The organism is Arthrobacter sp. ov407 (genome assembly GCF_900102895.1).
In the GTDB taxonomy this organism is placed as follows: Bacteria; Actinomycetota; Actinomycetes; order Actinomycetales; family Micrococcaceae; genus Arthrobacter.
Map to the genome: position 1 here is coordinate 1 of NZ_FNGD01000020.1, position 14,364 is coordinate 14,364.

Sequence of the window (14,364 nt, forward strand, 5' to 3'; positions counted from 1 at the left end):
GCAAGATCCACGAACTGAACCCGGGCACCGGCGTCGAACTGCTGATCCCGGATTTCTCCGGCAAGCCCGAGCACATCGAGGCGATCTGCGACTCCAAGCCCGAGGTCTTCGCCCACAACGTCGAAACCGTGCCCCGGATCTTCAAGCGGATCCGCCCGGCGTTCCGCTACGAGCGCTCCCTGGACGTCATCACCCAGGGCCGCAAGCTCGGCATGGTGACCAAGTCCAACCTGATCCTCGGCATGGGCGAGACCCGCGAGGAAATCTCCGAGGCGCTGCGGGACCTGCACGAGGCCGGCTGCGACCTGATCACCATCACCCAGTACCTGCGCCCGTCCGAGCGCCACCTGCCGGTGGACCGCTGGGTCAAGCCGCAGGAATTCGTGGACCTGCAGAACGAGGCGGACGAGATCGGCTTCCTCGGCGTCATGACCGGGCCGCTGGTGCGTTCCTCCTACCGCGCCGGCCGGCTCTGGGCCACCGCGATGCGCAAGAAGGGCTGGGAAATCCCGGCCGAGCTCGCACACATCGAAAGCTCGGGCAGCACCCGCCAGGAAGCCAGCTCGCTGCTGGCGGCTACGGCCTGAACAACCCAACCCTGATGCCCAAAACCTGATACCCGAAAAACCTGATGCCCAAAAAATCTGATGTTCAGAGAGGACCAATGATGTTCCCCATCAGAATAGAAATCATCCCTTCCGTGGGGATCGTTGAGCGCGTCACGGACCTGGTGCCGTTGACCACGACGCTCACGGTGACGTGCCTGCCCCATCACGGCATCGAGCGGACCATGCGCACTGCCGTGCAGCTTGGTGTGCTGGGCTACACCGTCATCCCGCATCTCGCCGCGCGGACCCTGCATGACCGGGCCGAGCTGACCGGAATCCTCCGCGACTGCGATGCCGCCGGCATCCGCGAGGTGTTTGTCATCGGCGGGGACCGGAAGCAGCCGGCCGGCCCGTATGAGTCCGCCCTTCCTCTGCTGGAGGACATCGCGCAGTACACAGGCGGGTTGATGCGGGCAGGCATTGCGGGCTACCCGGAGGGCCACCCCTCCGCCGGCCCCGTGGAGGTGCTGGACGCCCTCCTGGCAAAACAGCACCTGGCCTCGCACGTTGTGACCCAGATGTGCTTCGCCCCGGAGAAAATCCTTGATTACGCGGCGCTCCTGCGCCGCGAAGGCGTTGAGCTGCCCATCTGGGCAGGGGTGGCGGGGTCCGTGCCCCGGGCCAAACTGGTCTCTCTGGCGACGCAGATCGGCGTCGGAAGTTCCCTGAAGTTCCTGAGCCGGAAGGGCCCGCTGGCCCGCAAACTTCTGAGCGGCGACCACTACTCGCCGCAAAGCCTGGTGTCCGGGCTGGAAAACCAGCCGGGCAACCTCGCGGGCATCCATCTCTACAGCTTCAACAGCCTTGACTCGGTTCCCGGCGGACCGGGTCAGGCGCCCATCTCAGCAGCACTCCAGACAGCATTGATTCGAGGAGCAGCACGTGACAACTGAAACCGTAACTTCCCACCAGGAACCGCATCTTGAGCGGCAGCTCAGCAACCGGCACATCCAGCTGATCGCCATTGGCGGCGCCATCGGCACCGGCCTGTTCATGGGCTCGGGCAAAACCATCTCCGCGGCCGGGCCGTCCGTCATCTTCGTCTACATGATCATCGGCTTCATGCTGTTCTTCGTGATGCGGGCCATGGGCGAGCTCCTGCTCAGCAACCTGAACTACAAATCCTTCAGCGACTTCGCAGCGGACCTCCTCGGGCCCTGGGCCGGCTTCTTCACCGGCTGGACGTACTGGTTCTGCTGGGTGATCACGGGAATCGCGGACGTCATCGCCATCGCTGGCTACTCCAAGGAACTCTGGCCGGGGCTGCCGCTGTGGATCCCGGGCCTGGCCACCGTGGCCATCCTCCTGCTCCTGAACCTCACCACGGTGAAGGCGTTCGGCGAGACGGAGTTCTGGTTCGCGCTGATCAAGATCGTCGCTATCGTGGCGCTGATCGTGGTGGGCCTGTTTATGATCTTCAGCGGGTTCCAGTCCGATGCCGGCCCTGCCAGCTTCACGAATCTGTGGAGCCACGGCGGATTCTTCCCGAACGAGTTCATGGGTTTTGTGGCCGGCTTCCAGATCGCCGTGTTCGCTTTTGTGGGCATTGAGCTGGTGGGCACCACCGCCGCGGAGGCCAAAGACCCGGAGAAGAGCCTGCCGAAGGCCATCAACTCCATCCCGATCCGAGTGCTGCTCTTCTACGTGGGCGCCCTGATCATCCTGATGTCTGTCACTCCCTGGACCCAGTTCCAGGCTGGCCACAGCCCGTTCATCGCCATGTTCTCCCTGGCAGGGCTCGGAGCCGCGGCAACGATCGTGAACCTGGTGGTGCTCAGCTCGGCCATGTCCTCGGCCAACTCCGGCATTTACTCCACGTCGCGCATGGTCTACGGGCTGGCCCAGGAGGGCGACGCGCCGTCAGTCTTCAGCAGCCTGTCCCGGCGTAAGGTCCCGCAGAACGCCCTGTTCCTGTCCTGCGTCCTCCTGCTCTCCGGCGTGGTGCTGATGTACGCCGGACAGGACATCGGCAAGGCCTTCGACATGGTGACCACCGTGTCGGCCGTCTGCTTCGTGTTCGTATGGTCCATCATCCTGGCCAGTTACCTGGCCTTCCGCCGTCGCCGCCCGCACCTGCATGACGCGTCCAAGTTCCAGATGCCCGGCGGAATCCCCATGGTCTGCGTGGTCTTCGCGTTCTTCGCCTTCGTCCTCTGGGCGTTGACCACGCAGCCGGACACACTTCTGGCACTCCTGGTCACGCCGGTCTGGTTCATTCTGCTCGGCGCCGCGTGGTTCGTGCTGCGCCGGCGCCCCGCCCACCTGGCCCGCTATTCAAGCTTCCAAGCTGAACTCGCGCAGGAAGAGGAATCAGCTGTTGCCCGAAAGTTTGAAAAGGTGCAGAAATGACCGCGCAGAATCCAAACAGCCCCGAGCCTGCAGCTGTGGAATCCGGTGCCACGGCAGAGCACATCCTGACCGTCGACTGTGTGGAGTCGCCGGGCATCGTCCATTCGGTCTCGGGATTCCTGCTCAATCACGGCTGCGACATCCTGGACATCAAGCAGTACGGGGACAAGGGGCAACGGCACTTCTTTATGCGCGTCCACTTTTCCTCGGGTTCCTCCTCCGACTCCTCCTCAGGGCAGGATTCCTTCAGCACCGAGGACCTGCGCCGCGACTTCACGCCTGTGGCCGAAAGGTGGGAGATGAATTGGCAGCTGGAACCGCACGGCCGCAAACGCCGTGTCCTGGTGATGGTGTCCAAAATGGGCCACTGCCTCAACGATCTACTCTTCCGGGCACGCACCGGCGACATCCCGGTGGAAATCGTGGCGGTGGTGTCCAACCACCGCGACCAGGAGGGCCTGGTCCAGTGGCACGGCATCCCGTTCTTCCACCTGCCAGTCACCAAGGACACCAAGCCCGAGGCGGAGGCCCGGCTAATGGAGCTGGTGGACGCCTTCGACGTGGAACTCGTGGTCCTGGCCCGTTACATGCAGGTCCTGAGCGATGAGCTCTCGGCCCAGCTGGCAGGACGGACCATCAACATCCACCACTCGTTCCTGCCCAGCTTCAAAGGCGCGAAGCCGTACCACCAGGCCTACGACCGCGGCGTCAAGACCGTGGGCGCCACGGCTCACTACGTCAACGCCGAACTCGACGAGGGCCCGATCATTTCCCAGCAGGTCATCGAGGTGGACCACACGTACACCGCTGATGACCTGGTGGCGGTGGGCCGGGATGCCGAATGCGCGGCCCTCCGCAACGCCGTCCGCTGGCATTGTGAAGGCAGGATCCTGCTGCTCGGCAACCGCACAGTCATTTTGCGGTAGGCCATGAAACCGACAAGTGTGCCACGCTGGCGCCGCGTGTCTTGGAACGCCTTGCCCGTCGGACAGCCAGTGAGGCTCTCGCAGGACGGCCACCCTATCGGCTTCGGCACCGTGGACGGAACCACGCCCGACGGATCCATCATCTGGGTTGTCCTTGACGGCTGCCCCGAACGGCGAATGTTCCACCGGGAGGATTATGTTCGCGTCGAAATCAACGCGTAGCCGGCCCAGGCCAGCGCGCGAGTCATCGGACCGGAGGCGCGCTGATCGGCGGTTGCGCAGGGAAACCTGGGCTGTCATTCTCGCGGCCGGTGCCCTGTTGGCAGTGATCCTGTGGCAGGCACTGTCCTATGGAAACTGACAACGCCAGCAGACGACGGCGGCGGGCAACCCCGCCGTCGTCCGCGTTCCGGGCTGGCGGCTCAGGGTATTTCCGGTATGCCCTTCAGCCGTGCGCCAACGCTCGACCGCGCTGGATCTAACTCCCGGAATGCCGCGCAGTCAGCCTGCCGTGGCCCATGACGTGCCATACGTTCGCGTCAGTTCGAGGATCTCCGGGTCGGTCAGCAAACGGGTGGGTCGATCCTGCAGCAGGAGGACGAGCTTGGCGGCCTCCTCAATTTCGATAATCGCGTCCACGGCCTGCTTAACCGACGTTCCCGCAGTGAGCGGGCCGTGGTTTTGAAGCAGGATCGCCCTGAAGTCGAAGTCGAGCCCATCGATATGCTCGCTTTGGGAGACGTTGCCCGGTGCAGCGTAGGGAATGAGCGGGACCTGTCCGACGCGCATGACCAGATACGGGGTGATCGGCGGCAGTGCGCTGTGCGCCGCCCACGGTTCCGTGCAGGAGAGGGCGGCGGCGTGGGGCGAATGCAGATGCACCACGGAAACAACGGAGGGATCCCGAGCGTACATGGCCTGATGGAGCGGGAATTCCTTGGAAGCCTTGGGCCCATCCAGGAAATCCCCGGCCAGGGTGAGCCGGGAGAGCTTGTCGGCCTCAAGCGACGCCAAGTCCGCTCCCGTGGGCGACATAATGATGGTGTCCCCAATGCGCACACTAAGGTTGCCGCTGGAACCCGGGCTCAATCCCAGCGCGGCCAGATGCGCCCCGGCCTGCACGAGCTCAGTGCAGAGCGGGTGAACGAGGTCAATCTCCGTGGTGCTCATACGAGTTTCTCCCAGGCGGCTGTAAACATGTCTTCTTCCGCGAAGTTTCCGGATTTCAGTGCGAGCAGAAGCCCGGTTTCGTCGGCGGTGGCGCCAGCGCCCCAAGCCACACCGGCCGCGATTGCCGGGCCGATCGTAAGGCTGGGAATCTGAAGGGTCGTGACAACCTGTCCCGACGTCTCCCCGCCGGCGATGATCAGCTGCCTGGCGCCCAGCTGGACCAGTTTTCGGGCTATTTCCGCCAACGCGCCTTCGACGACTTCGCTGGCCGGCTGTTCGTCCGGGCTGGTGTCAGAGGAGTGGATGTCTTCCAGAGAATCCACCGAGTAGATGAGGATCGGACGAATCGGATCCTCAGCCCACTTGCCGCTCGCCCACGCCGCGATCTGACTGGTAGTTTCCTCAAACCTTTCCCGGAGCTCCGACAGATCGAGCTTGAGGGACGGAAGCTTCGCCCGCCCGTGGGCTACTTGAGCCCGTGTTGTTGCCGAGGCGCTCCCGCTGAGAACGGCGCGGAACCCGTCGGCCGACGGGAGTGCCCGAACCTCCGCGGAGGCCGGGGTGTCCTCGCCGTTAGACAGACCCAAGGCAAGACCCGAGCCGCCGGTGATGACCTTAAGGCCGGCCGTGGCGGCAGCGATGATCTGCAGATCGGATTCGTCCACTGCGTCGATCACCACGAGCGTGGCGGCCTTGTCTGTTTCCTTCATCCGTGTTGCCTTGATCGTGCGGGCGAGATCGTCCGCTCCTCGGCGCACCTGGTCCAGGGGCACGTGCGCCACCGTATTTGAGCTTTGCGGCCGCAGCAGCCGTTCGACGCTGGAATCGAGCATCGGCGTGAGCGGATGATGCCGCATGGAGCTTTCGTGCAGCAGCTGGCCGTCGACGTAGAGCTTCCCGTCGCGCACGGTCCGGCCCCCGGCAGGAAATGACGGAACGACGACCGTGGTGTCTTCTTCGAGCTGCGCAAGAACGGCATCGATGACGGGGCCGATGTTGCCTTCGGCCGTGGAATCAAAGGTCGAACAATATTTCACATAGATCTTCTCGGCGCCGAGCTCCTCGAGGAAGTCCAACGCCTTCAGGCTGCTGCTCGTGGCGGCCTCGACCGGAGCCGTTCGCGTCTTCAGCGCCACCACCACCGCGTCGGCGTCGCGCATCTCCTCGGTAGCGGCCTGGTGGCCGAAAACGACCATGGTCCGCAGCCCGCGGGAAACGAGGTTGGTGGCGAGGTCAGTGGCCCCGGTGAAATCATCGGCGATGCACCCTAGAAGAGGCATTTTTTCTCCGTCCTGCGTGGAACATCTACGTCCCACTCCGACTGTTGTGAATAATTGTTCTGTTGGTTGACTCAAGTGTGAATCGAGTATAGCTTATGTGAGGCGGGGCACATCGTCAGTTGTTCGCCCGCTCCCGCATTAACCCCGAGTCCCATGCACACCCCAAAGGAGCGGTGACGATATGTCGAACACCACTGAAGAACTGCGGCCGCTTCCGGCCCCAACCGCGCATGTCTTAAGACAACGACGCCGGGCCCAATTCGGCTCGCTGATCGGCACCACCATCGAGTGGTACGAGTACTACATCTACGGGGCCACTGCCGCCCTCGTCTTCCCGGCCCTATTTTTTCCTTCGGATAACCAGCTGGTGTCCGTAATTTCGTCGTTTGCCTCGTTCGGCCTGGCCTTCGTGATCCGTCCCGTGGGTGCGGCCGTCTTCGGCCACTACGGCGACCGCATCGGCCGCAAGACCACCCTGATCGTCAGCCTGATCATGACCGGCCTGGCGACCTTTGCCATGGGCTTCCTTCCCACGTACCAGCAGATCGGGATGGCCGCTCCGCTGCTGCTACTGTTCCTTCGCCTCGTCCAGGGCTTTGGTGTCGGCGGGGAATGGGGCGGTGCCGTGCTTGTATCGCTCGAATGGGGCGATCAGAAGAAGCGCGGGGCCTCGGGCTCTTGGCCGCAGATGGGGACATCGATTGGCCTGATCCTGTCGACGTCCGCCGTGCTTCTGGCCACCGCCCTTACGGGAGATCAGTTCCTGGTCTGGGGATGGCGCATTCCGTTCATTTTCGCGGGCCTGCTCGTGATCGTCGGACTGCTGGTCCGGCTCTCCCTGGAGGAAACTCCGTCGTTCGCTGCCACGAAGGCGGCCGGGGAAATTGAACCGAACCCGGTGGGACGCGTCCTGCGACGCTTCCCGAAAGAACTTATGCTCTCTGCCTTGATCCGGCTCTCAGAGCAGATGCCGTTCTACATTTTCACGGCGTTCATCCTGGACTACGCCACAAAGCACGCTGGATACGACCGCACGTTCGTCCTGATGGGAACCCTCGTCGCAGCCTGCGTCGACCTTGCCCTGCTGCCCTACTTCGCCCGCCTCGGTGACCGCATCGGCCGCAGGAAGATCTACTACATCGGCTGCGCCGTGCTCATCCTGATGGCTTTCCCGTACTTCTGGATGCTCGATTCCGGGTCGCCGGTGATTGCCTTCATCGCCATCTCGCTGTCCCTGCTGCCGCACGCGCTGCAATACGGCGCCCAGGCCTCGCTGATCTCGGAGCAGTTCCCGGTCAACATCCGGTATGCCGGTGCGGGTATCGGCTACCAGCTCGCATCGCTGGTGGCAGGCGGCCCCGCCCCGCTCCTGGCGGCCCTGCTGCTGGCCAGCTTCGGAACCGGCTACGCGGTTGCGGCCTACCTCGTGCTGGGCGGCATCGTGGCGGCAATCGCGCTGCGTTTCATGCCGAACCGAAGCGACAACGCGCTCTAGATCCACCTCCGGGAGCCCGTTAACCGTCGCGGGCCCCGGAGCATTTCCTTCCCAAGCCGCCGCTCAACTACGGTGGCCGCACGGCACCACGACTTAAGGACACGTAATGCACACCGACTCGAACAACGCCCCGAACATCAAGAGGGCCGCGGTCATCGGCTCCGGATACATGGGCGGCGGAATCGCCCAAGTGCTGGCCCTGGGTGGCATGCACGTCGTCCTCGGTGACGTGGACGCCGAAACGGCACACAACGCGCGGCTGCGGCTGATCAACCAGGCCAAGTCCTTTGAAGCCGACGGCCTCTTCGACGTCGGGTCGGCCGACCTCATCGCGGCACGCCTCACCGCCGCCGACTCTGTCGAGGACGCCGTGGCGGACGCGGATTACATCACCGAAGCCGTCTTCGAGACCCTCGAGGTCAAACTCGCCGCGCTGGCGCGGATCTCGGCGGCGGCCAAGCCCGGGGCGATCATCGGATCCAACACCTCGGCGATCCCCATCACCGAACTCGCCGCCGTCGTCGTGCATCCGGAGCGTTTTCTCGGTGTCCACTGGATGAACCCCGCTCCGTTCATCCCGGGGGTGGAACTGATCGCCAGCGACTCCACCGACCCCAAGGTCCTTGATCTTGCCGAAGCGATCATCACCGCGGTCGGAAAGACCCCCGCCCGGGTGGCCGATACGCCCGGCTTCGTGGCCAACCGCCTGCAGTTCGCGCTGTACAAAGAAGCGGTCAAGGTCGTTGAAGAAGGGCTCGCGACACCGGCGCAGGTGGACCTGGTGGTCAGCAACGCGTTCGGGTTCCGGCTGGCACTTTTCGGTCCCTTTGCCATCGGCGACATGGCCGGGCTCGATGTCTACGCCTCGTCGTACGCCACCCTTGCCAAAACGTATGGCGAGCGGTTCACGGCACCGGAATCCCTCACGGCGAGTGTGGAAGCGGGCAACCTGGGCGTCAAATCCGGCACCGGCTTCCTCAATATCGACCCGGCCCACACCGCGGCCCTGCTCTCCTACCGCGACCAGGCCTACCGCCGCCTGAGCCAGCTGCGCGCCGAACTGGGACAGGCCCCCGGCCTCTAGGCCACTGAGCGGTGCGCCCGTGCGCGATAGCATCGAAGGCGGCGGTCTTCACCGCCTCCTCCACCAATAGAAAGTTGTGAAGATGTCAGAGTCGGAGGCGCCGCTCATACCTGACCAGCGGCGCGAGGCTTTGATGCGCCTGCTGCATCAGCAGCCGGTGCTCAGTGTCCTGCAGCTCACGGACCTGCTGGCCGTCTCACACATGACGGTGCGGCGGGATATTGCGGCGCTTGAGCGCGAGGGCAGGGCCATTTCCGTGCCGGGCGGCGTCCGGCTGGCCAGCGGGCTGCGACACGAGCCAAGCTTCCAGGACAAGACCACGTCGGAGACCGCCCAAAAGCGGGCCATTGCGGCGCACGCCCGCACGCTGCTCCGAAACGATATGTCCGTCTATCTGGACGCCGGAACCACCACGGGCTCGCTCGTCGCGGAGCTGCAGGCCTTCACCGGGCTCAGCATTATCACCAACGATTTCGCCATCGTGGACGACCTCTACGGCGCAACCAACATCGAAGTGATCCACGTCGGCGGACGGCTCGACCACTCCAACCGATCCAGCGTGGGCCGGCTGGCGGCAGAGACACTCCGCAAGCTGAACATGGATCTTGCCTTCATCAGCACCAGTTCCTGGGATCTTCAGCGCGGAGTGACCACACCCAGCGACATGAAGGTTGACGTCAAACTGGCCGCAATCGGTGCCGCGTCGACCGCGGTCCTGCTGGCGTCCAGCTCCAAATTCGGCACCTTCGGGATGTACGACGTCGCGCCGCTGAACAGGTTCGACCGAATTGTCACAGACTCCGGACTGGCGGAAGCGGCCGCCGCAGGAATCCGCGATCTGGGGCTCACCCTGGATCTGGTGCCGGTGCCGGAAACGGAGACGCGCTACGCCGCGGGGGCCTAAAAACGCCACCCGGCCGCGGCCCAAGTTCAGTAAAGGCGAGGCAGGAGGACGACCGCGGGATGATCCTGCCGTCGTCCTCCTGACTTGCGTGCGCCGGCTAGGCGCAGACCCGTTCTGCCTCCGCCAAACCCGAAGTGCCGAAATTCCTTCCTGGCGAACGTCGCCGGCATGATGGACAACTTCGTCGTCGTCCACGATGTGGACGACGACCTCTGGGACCGCGTCTTCCGGATCACCTTCACAAACATCGGGGCCCCCGGCCCCACCATCACCAACATCGTGGCCACCTGGGGATCCCAGCTCGCGGCCGGACGCCTCGGCCCACTGATGCAGGCCACCGTCCCCACCCCCGCCACCGCGGCGCAGCTCGCCGCCTCCATCACCTTCCTGCTCAGCGACGACGGCACCAACGTCAACGGTGCCATCCTCGCCTCCGACAGCGGCTGGTCGGCACTCTAAAGGGATCGGCACCAACCGCACGCGGACGACGGCGGGAGGTTCCGCCGTCGTCCGCTCTGTGAACCTACTTCTCGTCGGCGTTGACGCGCAAAGAGTCGCTCTGGCGGCTGTTCGGCCGGACCATCTGGGACAACATCGCCTACGACCGGCCCGGGGCCTCGGAGGACGAGATCCTGGGGGCGCGCGGGCGACTTAGGTGGACCGGTTTGTCCGGTACCTGCCGGAGGGCTGCGACGCCGTGCTCGAGGACGGGGGGCTCCAACGTCTCCGCGGACGAGAAGCAGCGGCTGACCATCGCCCGGGCGTTCCTGGCCCGACCGTCGGTGCTGATCCTGGAAGAGGCGACGGGCTCGGTGGACACCCGCACAGAGGTGCTGGTGCAGAGGTCTCACGGGTGGGGTGAGGGCAATGACCCACTCCCGAGCATCGCCAAGGTCAAAACAAAATTGGCAAACGATAGGCAAATATCGTTTTTTCTGCTTATACTCATTCTAGCTGTGGGGGCGCTGGGCCTCTGCTGCTTATGTAGGAGCCCGAATAAATGAAACAAATTCCTCAACGACTTGCGGTTGGAGCCGCAGCGGGCGCACTGATTTGTGCGCCCCTTGTTTTGGTCGCGTCCTCCGCCGCGAATGCCGACGCCCCGGCCCCCGATTCAACAAAGCTGACTGTCGTTTCTCCCTCCACCCGCGAGGCATTGAAATGGACCGCACAGGCCTACGACTGTGATCAGGGCAACTCCCTGACGCCCCAACAGGGCTTCGGCAAATACAACGGTGCGCCGCTTGGCCAGGGTGCTCACTTCATGACGATGGGCAAGTCCGTCAACCAAACGGAGCTCTACCGCACGACCACCATCGACGGTACTAAACTGGCGAACCTCACCGCCTTGGACTACTCCACCATGGTGCAGGGCACCGCCGCTAATGGGGCCGCGAAGCAGCCCCTGTACCTGCGACTCACAGTCTCCAGCACCGGCAGCGGCGTACAGGACGCCACCCTCTACTTTGAACCGGCACTGAACTCGACGCAGGGCGGAGTGAAGCAGAATGCGTGGCAGAGCTGGACCGCCGGGCCGAGCAGTGTCTGGACGACAACGGGCGGCCCCGAGGGCGCAGTTACACTCACCGATTACGTCACGGCGCACCCGGACGCGACGGTCGTCAATAACGACAACGGGAACCTGACCGGTGGCGGCCTGGCCGTGCTCGGCGGGTGCGGTGGCAAGGAGCAGACTGAATCCACGCTCGCGTTCGACCGTGTCGTTGCGACGACCGGCGGGCAGACCTCCCTGTGGGACTTCGAAGCCGATGGCGGTCCTGCAGCGACGAACACCATCACGGTCAAGGACGCCACGGGCACCTGGAACGGATCCGCTTACAACTACTCCGGTAATGGCGGCGCCGGCGCGGCCCTGACCCTTCGTCAGGGTTTCACCCTTGGCCCGATCCTCCCGTCCCTGGGTAAGGGGAGCCGGGAAATGATCGTCAAGGACAACTCGGACGCCACGCAGTTCTGGCGCAACACGGCACTGGATGGCAAGCGCGTGGACTCGGTCCGAGCGCTCAGCTACTCCACGTACGCCCGCCACATTGACGGTACGCCCGGTGCGCCCGTCCAGCAGCCCGCGTATCTGCGCCTGTCCATCGCCTCCGACGGAACGGCGGTCAAGGACACAACCCTGAACTTCGAGCCAGCCAACAACCAGGACCAGCAGAACGTCGCGGACAACGTCTGGCAGAACTGGGACGCCTTCAAGGGAGAGTTCCGCGTCGTGGAAGGGCCCGGCGAAACCGCCGGCGGCTTCACCACCCTCGCCGGCTATATGGCCCGGCACCCGCAGGCCGTATTCGCAGCCAACCCCAAGTCCTTCGGCGGAACGGGTGCCCTGTCGCTCGTGGTCGGTTCGGCCGGCGATCAGCAGCGCAACGGCATCTTCGCCGTGGACAAGGTCAACGTCGGCTACAGCGCAACCATCGCGAACCAGCCTGCGACCGCAAACACCACCTGGGACTTTGAAGCCAGCTACCGGACGCCGACCGCCAACAACGTGAGCCGGACCGGTGCCGGCATCCAGACCCTGTCAGGCACGGCGGCTCCGAGCAACCTCATCGAAGTCCGTCTGTCCAAGAACGGTAAGTTTGATACCGTCGCCGGTACCGCCACGGCCGACTCGTACGGTCGCTGGTCCTTGCCGGTGTCCGTGTCCTCGAATCAGGTCTACCGCGCCTACCTCTCGGGGAGCTACGGCACGACCGACATCGCCTCGGGTTCGGCGCGTGCCGATGTCCGATTCCAGGTCGATGTGACCGCTCGCTCCGCACGCGGACACAGTGACCTGAACGTGAAGCTGAACCCCGCAGTCGCTGGCGTTCCGGTTCACTTCCAGGAATACGTCGCGCACCGCGGCTGGGTCACGCGGGGCACCGTCTCCACGAACAGGTACGGTTCTGCCTCGTACTCGGCGTCCACCGTCCGTGGCCGTCACTACCAGTGGCGCGCCTCCGTCGGCTCGACATCGACAGTTCTCGGCAACTACTCGGCCGTGAAGGCAACCACAGGGCAGTAGCCAAGCATGAGTAGGAAGGGCCCCAGGCTTTGTCGAGATAAACGGCTTTCCGAAAGATAGAGCCGTTGTCTGACAATGTTTCGAGGCACTGCGAGGGACTGGGTCCGGTACTTTACCGGGCCCAGTCCCTCGCGTCTTTCCATGGCAAGGCAGTCATCGTCACCGGTGCGGCCTCCGGCATCGGCCAGGCCACCGCCCTGCGGATCGCCAGCGAAGGCGGGCGCGTCATCGCCGCCGACATCAGCAAGGAACGCCTGCATGACCTCGTCGCCGAGAACGCCGGGCTGGACCTGGTTCCCGTGGCCGGCGACATCTCCACCGAAGAGACCGTTGCCGCCGTCGTCGCTGCCGCCGGCGGGCGGGTCGACGCCCTGGCGAACGTCGCCGGCATCCCGAGGCCGTGGTGGCCGGATTCTGGACACCGGCCACGGATTTTCTGTTCAGATTTTTTCAACCCATTGGGCACGCCATTGTGGGGCGTCGAATGCCTCGCTCCAGTAGGCCGTCTCCTTGGCGATCTTGCCCTCGCGAAATTCAAAGATGAAGACCGTTTCGTACTTTGGGCCGCCGTAATCCAACAACGCCTCGGCGACGACCAGGTCCCCGCCGCTGGTCAGCCGGCGCGGGGTGATGGTTGGCAGTTGTGGGAAGGCGTTGTAGATTCCCCTCCGATTCTCGGCGCCGCGCACGAGTTCTCCGGATTGTGGCCAGTGCATGACTGCGTCGTCATGAAACAACTCGTCCATGACCGCAACCCGACGGTCATTGATACAACCGATCAGCCGCTTGACCACCTTCTCGTTTGCATTCGTTTCATCCACCGTCTTGACCTGATTTCTGGGAGAGCATCAGTTTCTGCATAGGCTCTTGTCTGGAGGGGCGGACGCGGCCCCTGTATGAATCTTGTCGTCTTCATGGTCGGGGGAGCATCCGACGGGGGCAAGTGCCCAAAGTCCCCCGTCCCCGGACGCCGGCCCCGCCGTGGCCCGGACCTGAGGCAATCTAGGCAGCCGACGCTAGTCCAGAGGCAGCGTTATCGTCACACAAGTTCCCGCGGCGGCGGACGAATCGATGATGACCTCTCCGCCTGCAAGGCCTACGGCCACGCGCATGAGGCGCAGTCCCATGCCGGTGTGCCGGCCAATCATGGCTGCCGGCACGTCGAAACCACCGCCGTCGTCGATCACTTTGAGCTGAACGCCGTGGCTCATGCCGTGGGTGACGCAGCCGAGCCGGACCGTCACAGCTGATGCCTGAGCGAATTTATAGACATTGCTGAGGAGCTCCTGCGCCGCCCGGTACAGAAGAGTTGCGGACGGCCGGTCTACTTCCATCCGGTGGCGCGGAGTCTCCAGATGCACCACGGTGCCGCGTCTGCGGAGGGGAAGGGCCAGACGGTCAATTGCGCCGGTGAGCCCAAGAACATGGAAATCGACCGGGTGTGTATCGGTGAGGACGCCACGTACGGCGACGACTTCATCGCTTAGTAGTGATTTCATGTTCTTACTGTGCGCTTGTGT

The 14,364-nt window shown here is 64.2% G+C and carries 14 protein-coding genes and 2 pseudogenes; 12 read left to right on the plus strand and 4 right to left on the minus strand.

Annotated elements, in window-relative coordinates:
* From BLS42_RS19025 to BLS42_RS20345, 5 genes are all read left to right on the plus strand, one after another.
* Positions 1-587: lipoyl synthase (locus tag BLS42_RS19025; protein ID WP_143019244.1), on the plus strand; the 587-nt coding region annotated here is incomplete at its 5' end.
* Between the two features lie 77 nt (positions 588-664).
* Positions 665-1,501 (plus strand): methylenetetrahydrofolate reductase, encoded by an 837-nt coding sequence (locus tag BLS42_RS19030; RefSeq protein ID WP_090583917.1) that lies wholly within the window; start codon positions 665-667, stop codon positions 1,499-1,501.
* Positions 1,491-2,957 (plus strand): D-serine/D-alanine/glycine transporter, encoded by a 1,467-nt coding sequence (gene cycA, locus BLS42_RS19035; RefSeq protein WP_090583918.1) that lies wholly within the window; start codon positions 1,491-1,493, stop codon positions 2,955-2,957. The genes BLS42_RS19030 and cycA overlap by 11 nt, the downstream gene beginning before the upstream one ends.
* Positions 2,954-3,883, plus strand: coding sequence for a formyltetrahydrofolate deformylase (gene purU / locus BLS42_RS19040; RefSeq protein WP_090583919.1), 930 nt, complete (start codon positions 2,954-2,956; stop codon positions 3,881-3,883). The genes cycA and purU overlap by 4 nt, the downstream gene beginning before the upstream one ends.
* 69 nt (positions 3,884-3,952) lie before the next feature.
* Complete coding sequence (locus BLS42_RS20345; RefSeq protein WP_176803557.1) at positions 3,953-4,105, plus strand: hypothetical protein; 153 nt, start codon at positions 3,953-3,955, stop codon at positions 4,103-4,105.
* Between the two features lie 279 nt (positions 4,106-4,384).
* On the opposite strand, the gene BLS42_RS19045 is transcribed toward BLS42_RS20345, so the two are convergent.
* Together BLS42_RS19045 and otnK are read right to left on the minus strand one after the other, a co-directional pair.
* Positions 4,385-5,053, minus strand: a complete 669-nt coding sequence (locus tag BLS42_RS19045) for a class II aldolase/adducin family protein (protein ID WP_090583920.1) — start codon at positions 5,051-5,053, stop codon at positions 4,385-4,387.
* The gene (otnK, locus tag BLS42_RS19050) at positions 5,050-6,333 is read right to left on the minus strand and encodes a 3-oxo-tetronate kinase (protein ID WP_090583921.1); all 1,284 of its coding nucleotides are present in this window, start codon (positions 6,331-6,333) and stop codon (positions 5,050-5,052) included. Before otnK ends, BLS42_RS19045 begins: the two co-directional genes overlap by 4 nt.
* Before the next feature lie 181 nt (positions 6,334-6,514).
* Between otnK and BLS42_RS19055 the strand changes: the two genes are divergently transcribed.
* The 7 genes and pseudogenes from BLS42_RS19055 to BLS42_RS19085 all read left to right on the plus strand — a co-directional run.
* Positions 6,515-7,828, plus strand: coding sequence for an MFS transporter (locus BLS42_RS19055; RefSeq protein ID WP_090583922.1), 1,314 nt, complete (start codon positions 6,515-6,517; stop codon positions 7,826-7,828).
* 106 nt (positions 7,829-7,934) lie between these two features.
* Entirely contained in the window at positions 7,935-8,912 is a 978-nt protein-coding gene (locus tag BLS42_RS19060) for a 3-hydroxyacyl-CoA dehydrogenase family protein (RefSeq protein ID WP_090583923.1), read from the plus strand.
* 82 nt (positions 8,913-8,994) lie between these two features.
* A complete protein-coding gene (locus tag BLS42_RS19065; protein WP_090583976.1) occupies positions 8,995-9,816 on the plus strand; it encodes a DeoR/GlpR family DNA-binding transcription regulator in 822 nt (273 codons plus the stop codon).
* Positions 9,817-9,984: 168 nt separating this feature from the next.
* Complete coding sequence (locus BLS42_RS19070) at positions 9,985-10,275, plus strand: Rossmann-fold NAD(P)-binding domain-containing protein (RefSeq protein ID WP_256336583.1); 291 nt, start codon at positions 9,985-9,987, stop codon at positions 10,273-10,275.
* A gap of 107 nt (positions 10,276-10,382) precedes the next feature.
* Positions 10,383-10,664 (plus strand): annotated as a pseudogene (locus tag BLS42_RS20690) (ABC transporter ATP-binding protein); the annotation flags it as partial.
* A 152-nt stretch (positions 10,665-10,816) separates the two neighbouring features.
* Complete coding sequence (locus BLS42_RS19080; protein WP_143019246.1) at positions 10,817-12,844, plus strand: hypothetical protein; 2,028 nt, start codon at positions 10,817-10,819, stop codon at positions 12,842-12,844.
* A 98-nt stretch (positions 12,845-12,942) separates the two neighbouring features.
* A pseudogene (locus BLS42_RS19085) lies at positions 12,943-13,236 on the plus strand (SDR family NAD(P)-dependent oxidoreductase); the annotation flags it as partial.
* Between the two features lie 48 nt (positions 13,237-13,284).
* Here the strand turns inward: BLS42_RS19085 and BLS42_RS19090 are convergent.
* Positions 13,285-13,665 (minus strand): nuclear transport factor 2 family protein, encoded by a 381-nt coding sequence (locus tag BLS42_RS19090; protein ID WP_090583925.1) that lies wholly within the window; start codon positions 13,663-13,665, stop codon positions 13,285-13,287.
* 195 nt (positions 13,666-13,860) lie between these two features.
* The gene (locus BLS42_RS19095; protein ID WP_090583926.1) at positions 13,861-14,343 is read right to left on the minus strand and encodes a sensor histidine kinase; all 483 of its coding nucleotides are present in this window, start codon (positions 14,341-14,343) and stop codon (positions 13,861-13,863) included.
* Positions 14,344-14,364: the final 21 nt, after the last annotated feature.

What these genes read in the sequence shown, in the direction of transcription:
- BLS42_RS19055 (WP_090583922.1), top strand. Translation starts at nt 6,515, where the DNA reads ATGTCGAACACCACTGAAGAACTGCGGCCGCTTCCGGCCCCAACCGCG.
- BLS42_RS19080 (WP_143019246.1), top strand. Translation starts at nt 10,817, where the DNA reads ATGAAACAAATTCCTCAACGACTTGCGGTTGGAGCCGCAGCGGGCGCA.
- BLS42_RS19095 (WP_090583926.1), bottom strand. Translation starts at nt 14,343, where the DNA reads ATGAAATCACTACTAAGCGATGAAGTCGTCGCCGTACGTGGCGTCCTC.
- BLS42_RS19045 (WP_090583920.1), bottom strand. Translation starts at nt 5,053, where the DNA reads ATGAGCACCACGGAGATTGACCTCGTTCACCCGCTCTGCACTGAGCTC.
- BLS42_RS19060 (WP_090583923.1), top strand. Translation starts at nt 7,935, where the DNA reads ATGCACACCGACTCGAACAACGCCCCGAACATCAAGAGGGCCGCGGTC.
- BLS42_RS19065 (WP_090583976.1), top strand. Translation starts at nt 8,995, where the DNA reads ATGTCAGAGTCGGAGGCGCCGCTCATACCTGACCAGCGGCGCGAGGCT.
- purU (WP_090583919.1), top strand. Translation starts at nt 2,954, where the DNA reads ATGACCGCGCAGAATCCAAACAGCCCCGAGCCTGCAGCTGTGGAATCC.
- BLS42_RS19030 (WP_090583917.1), top strand. Translation starts at nt 665, where the DNA reads ATGATGTTCCCCATCAGAATAGAAATCATCCCTTCCGTGGGGATCGTT.
- BLS42_RS19070 (WP_256336583.1), top strand. Translation starts at nt 9,985, where the DNA reads ATGATGGACAACTTCGTCGTCGTCCACGATGTGGACGACGACCTCTGG.
- otnK (WP_090583921.1), bottom strand. Translation starts at nt 6,333, where the DNA reads ATGCCTCTTCTAGGGTGCATCGCCGATGATTTCACCGGGGCCACTGAC.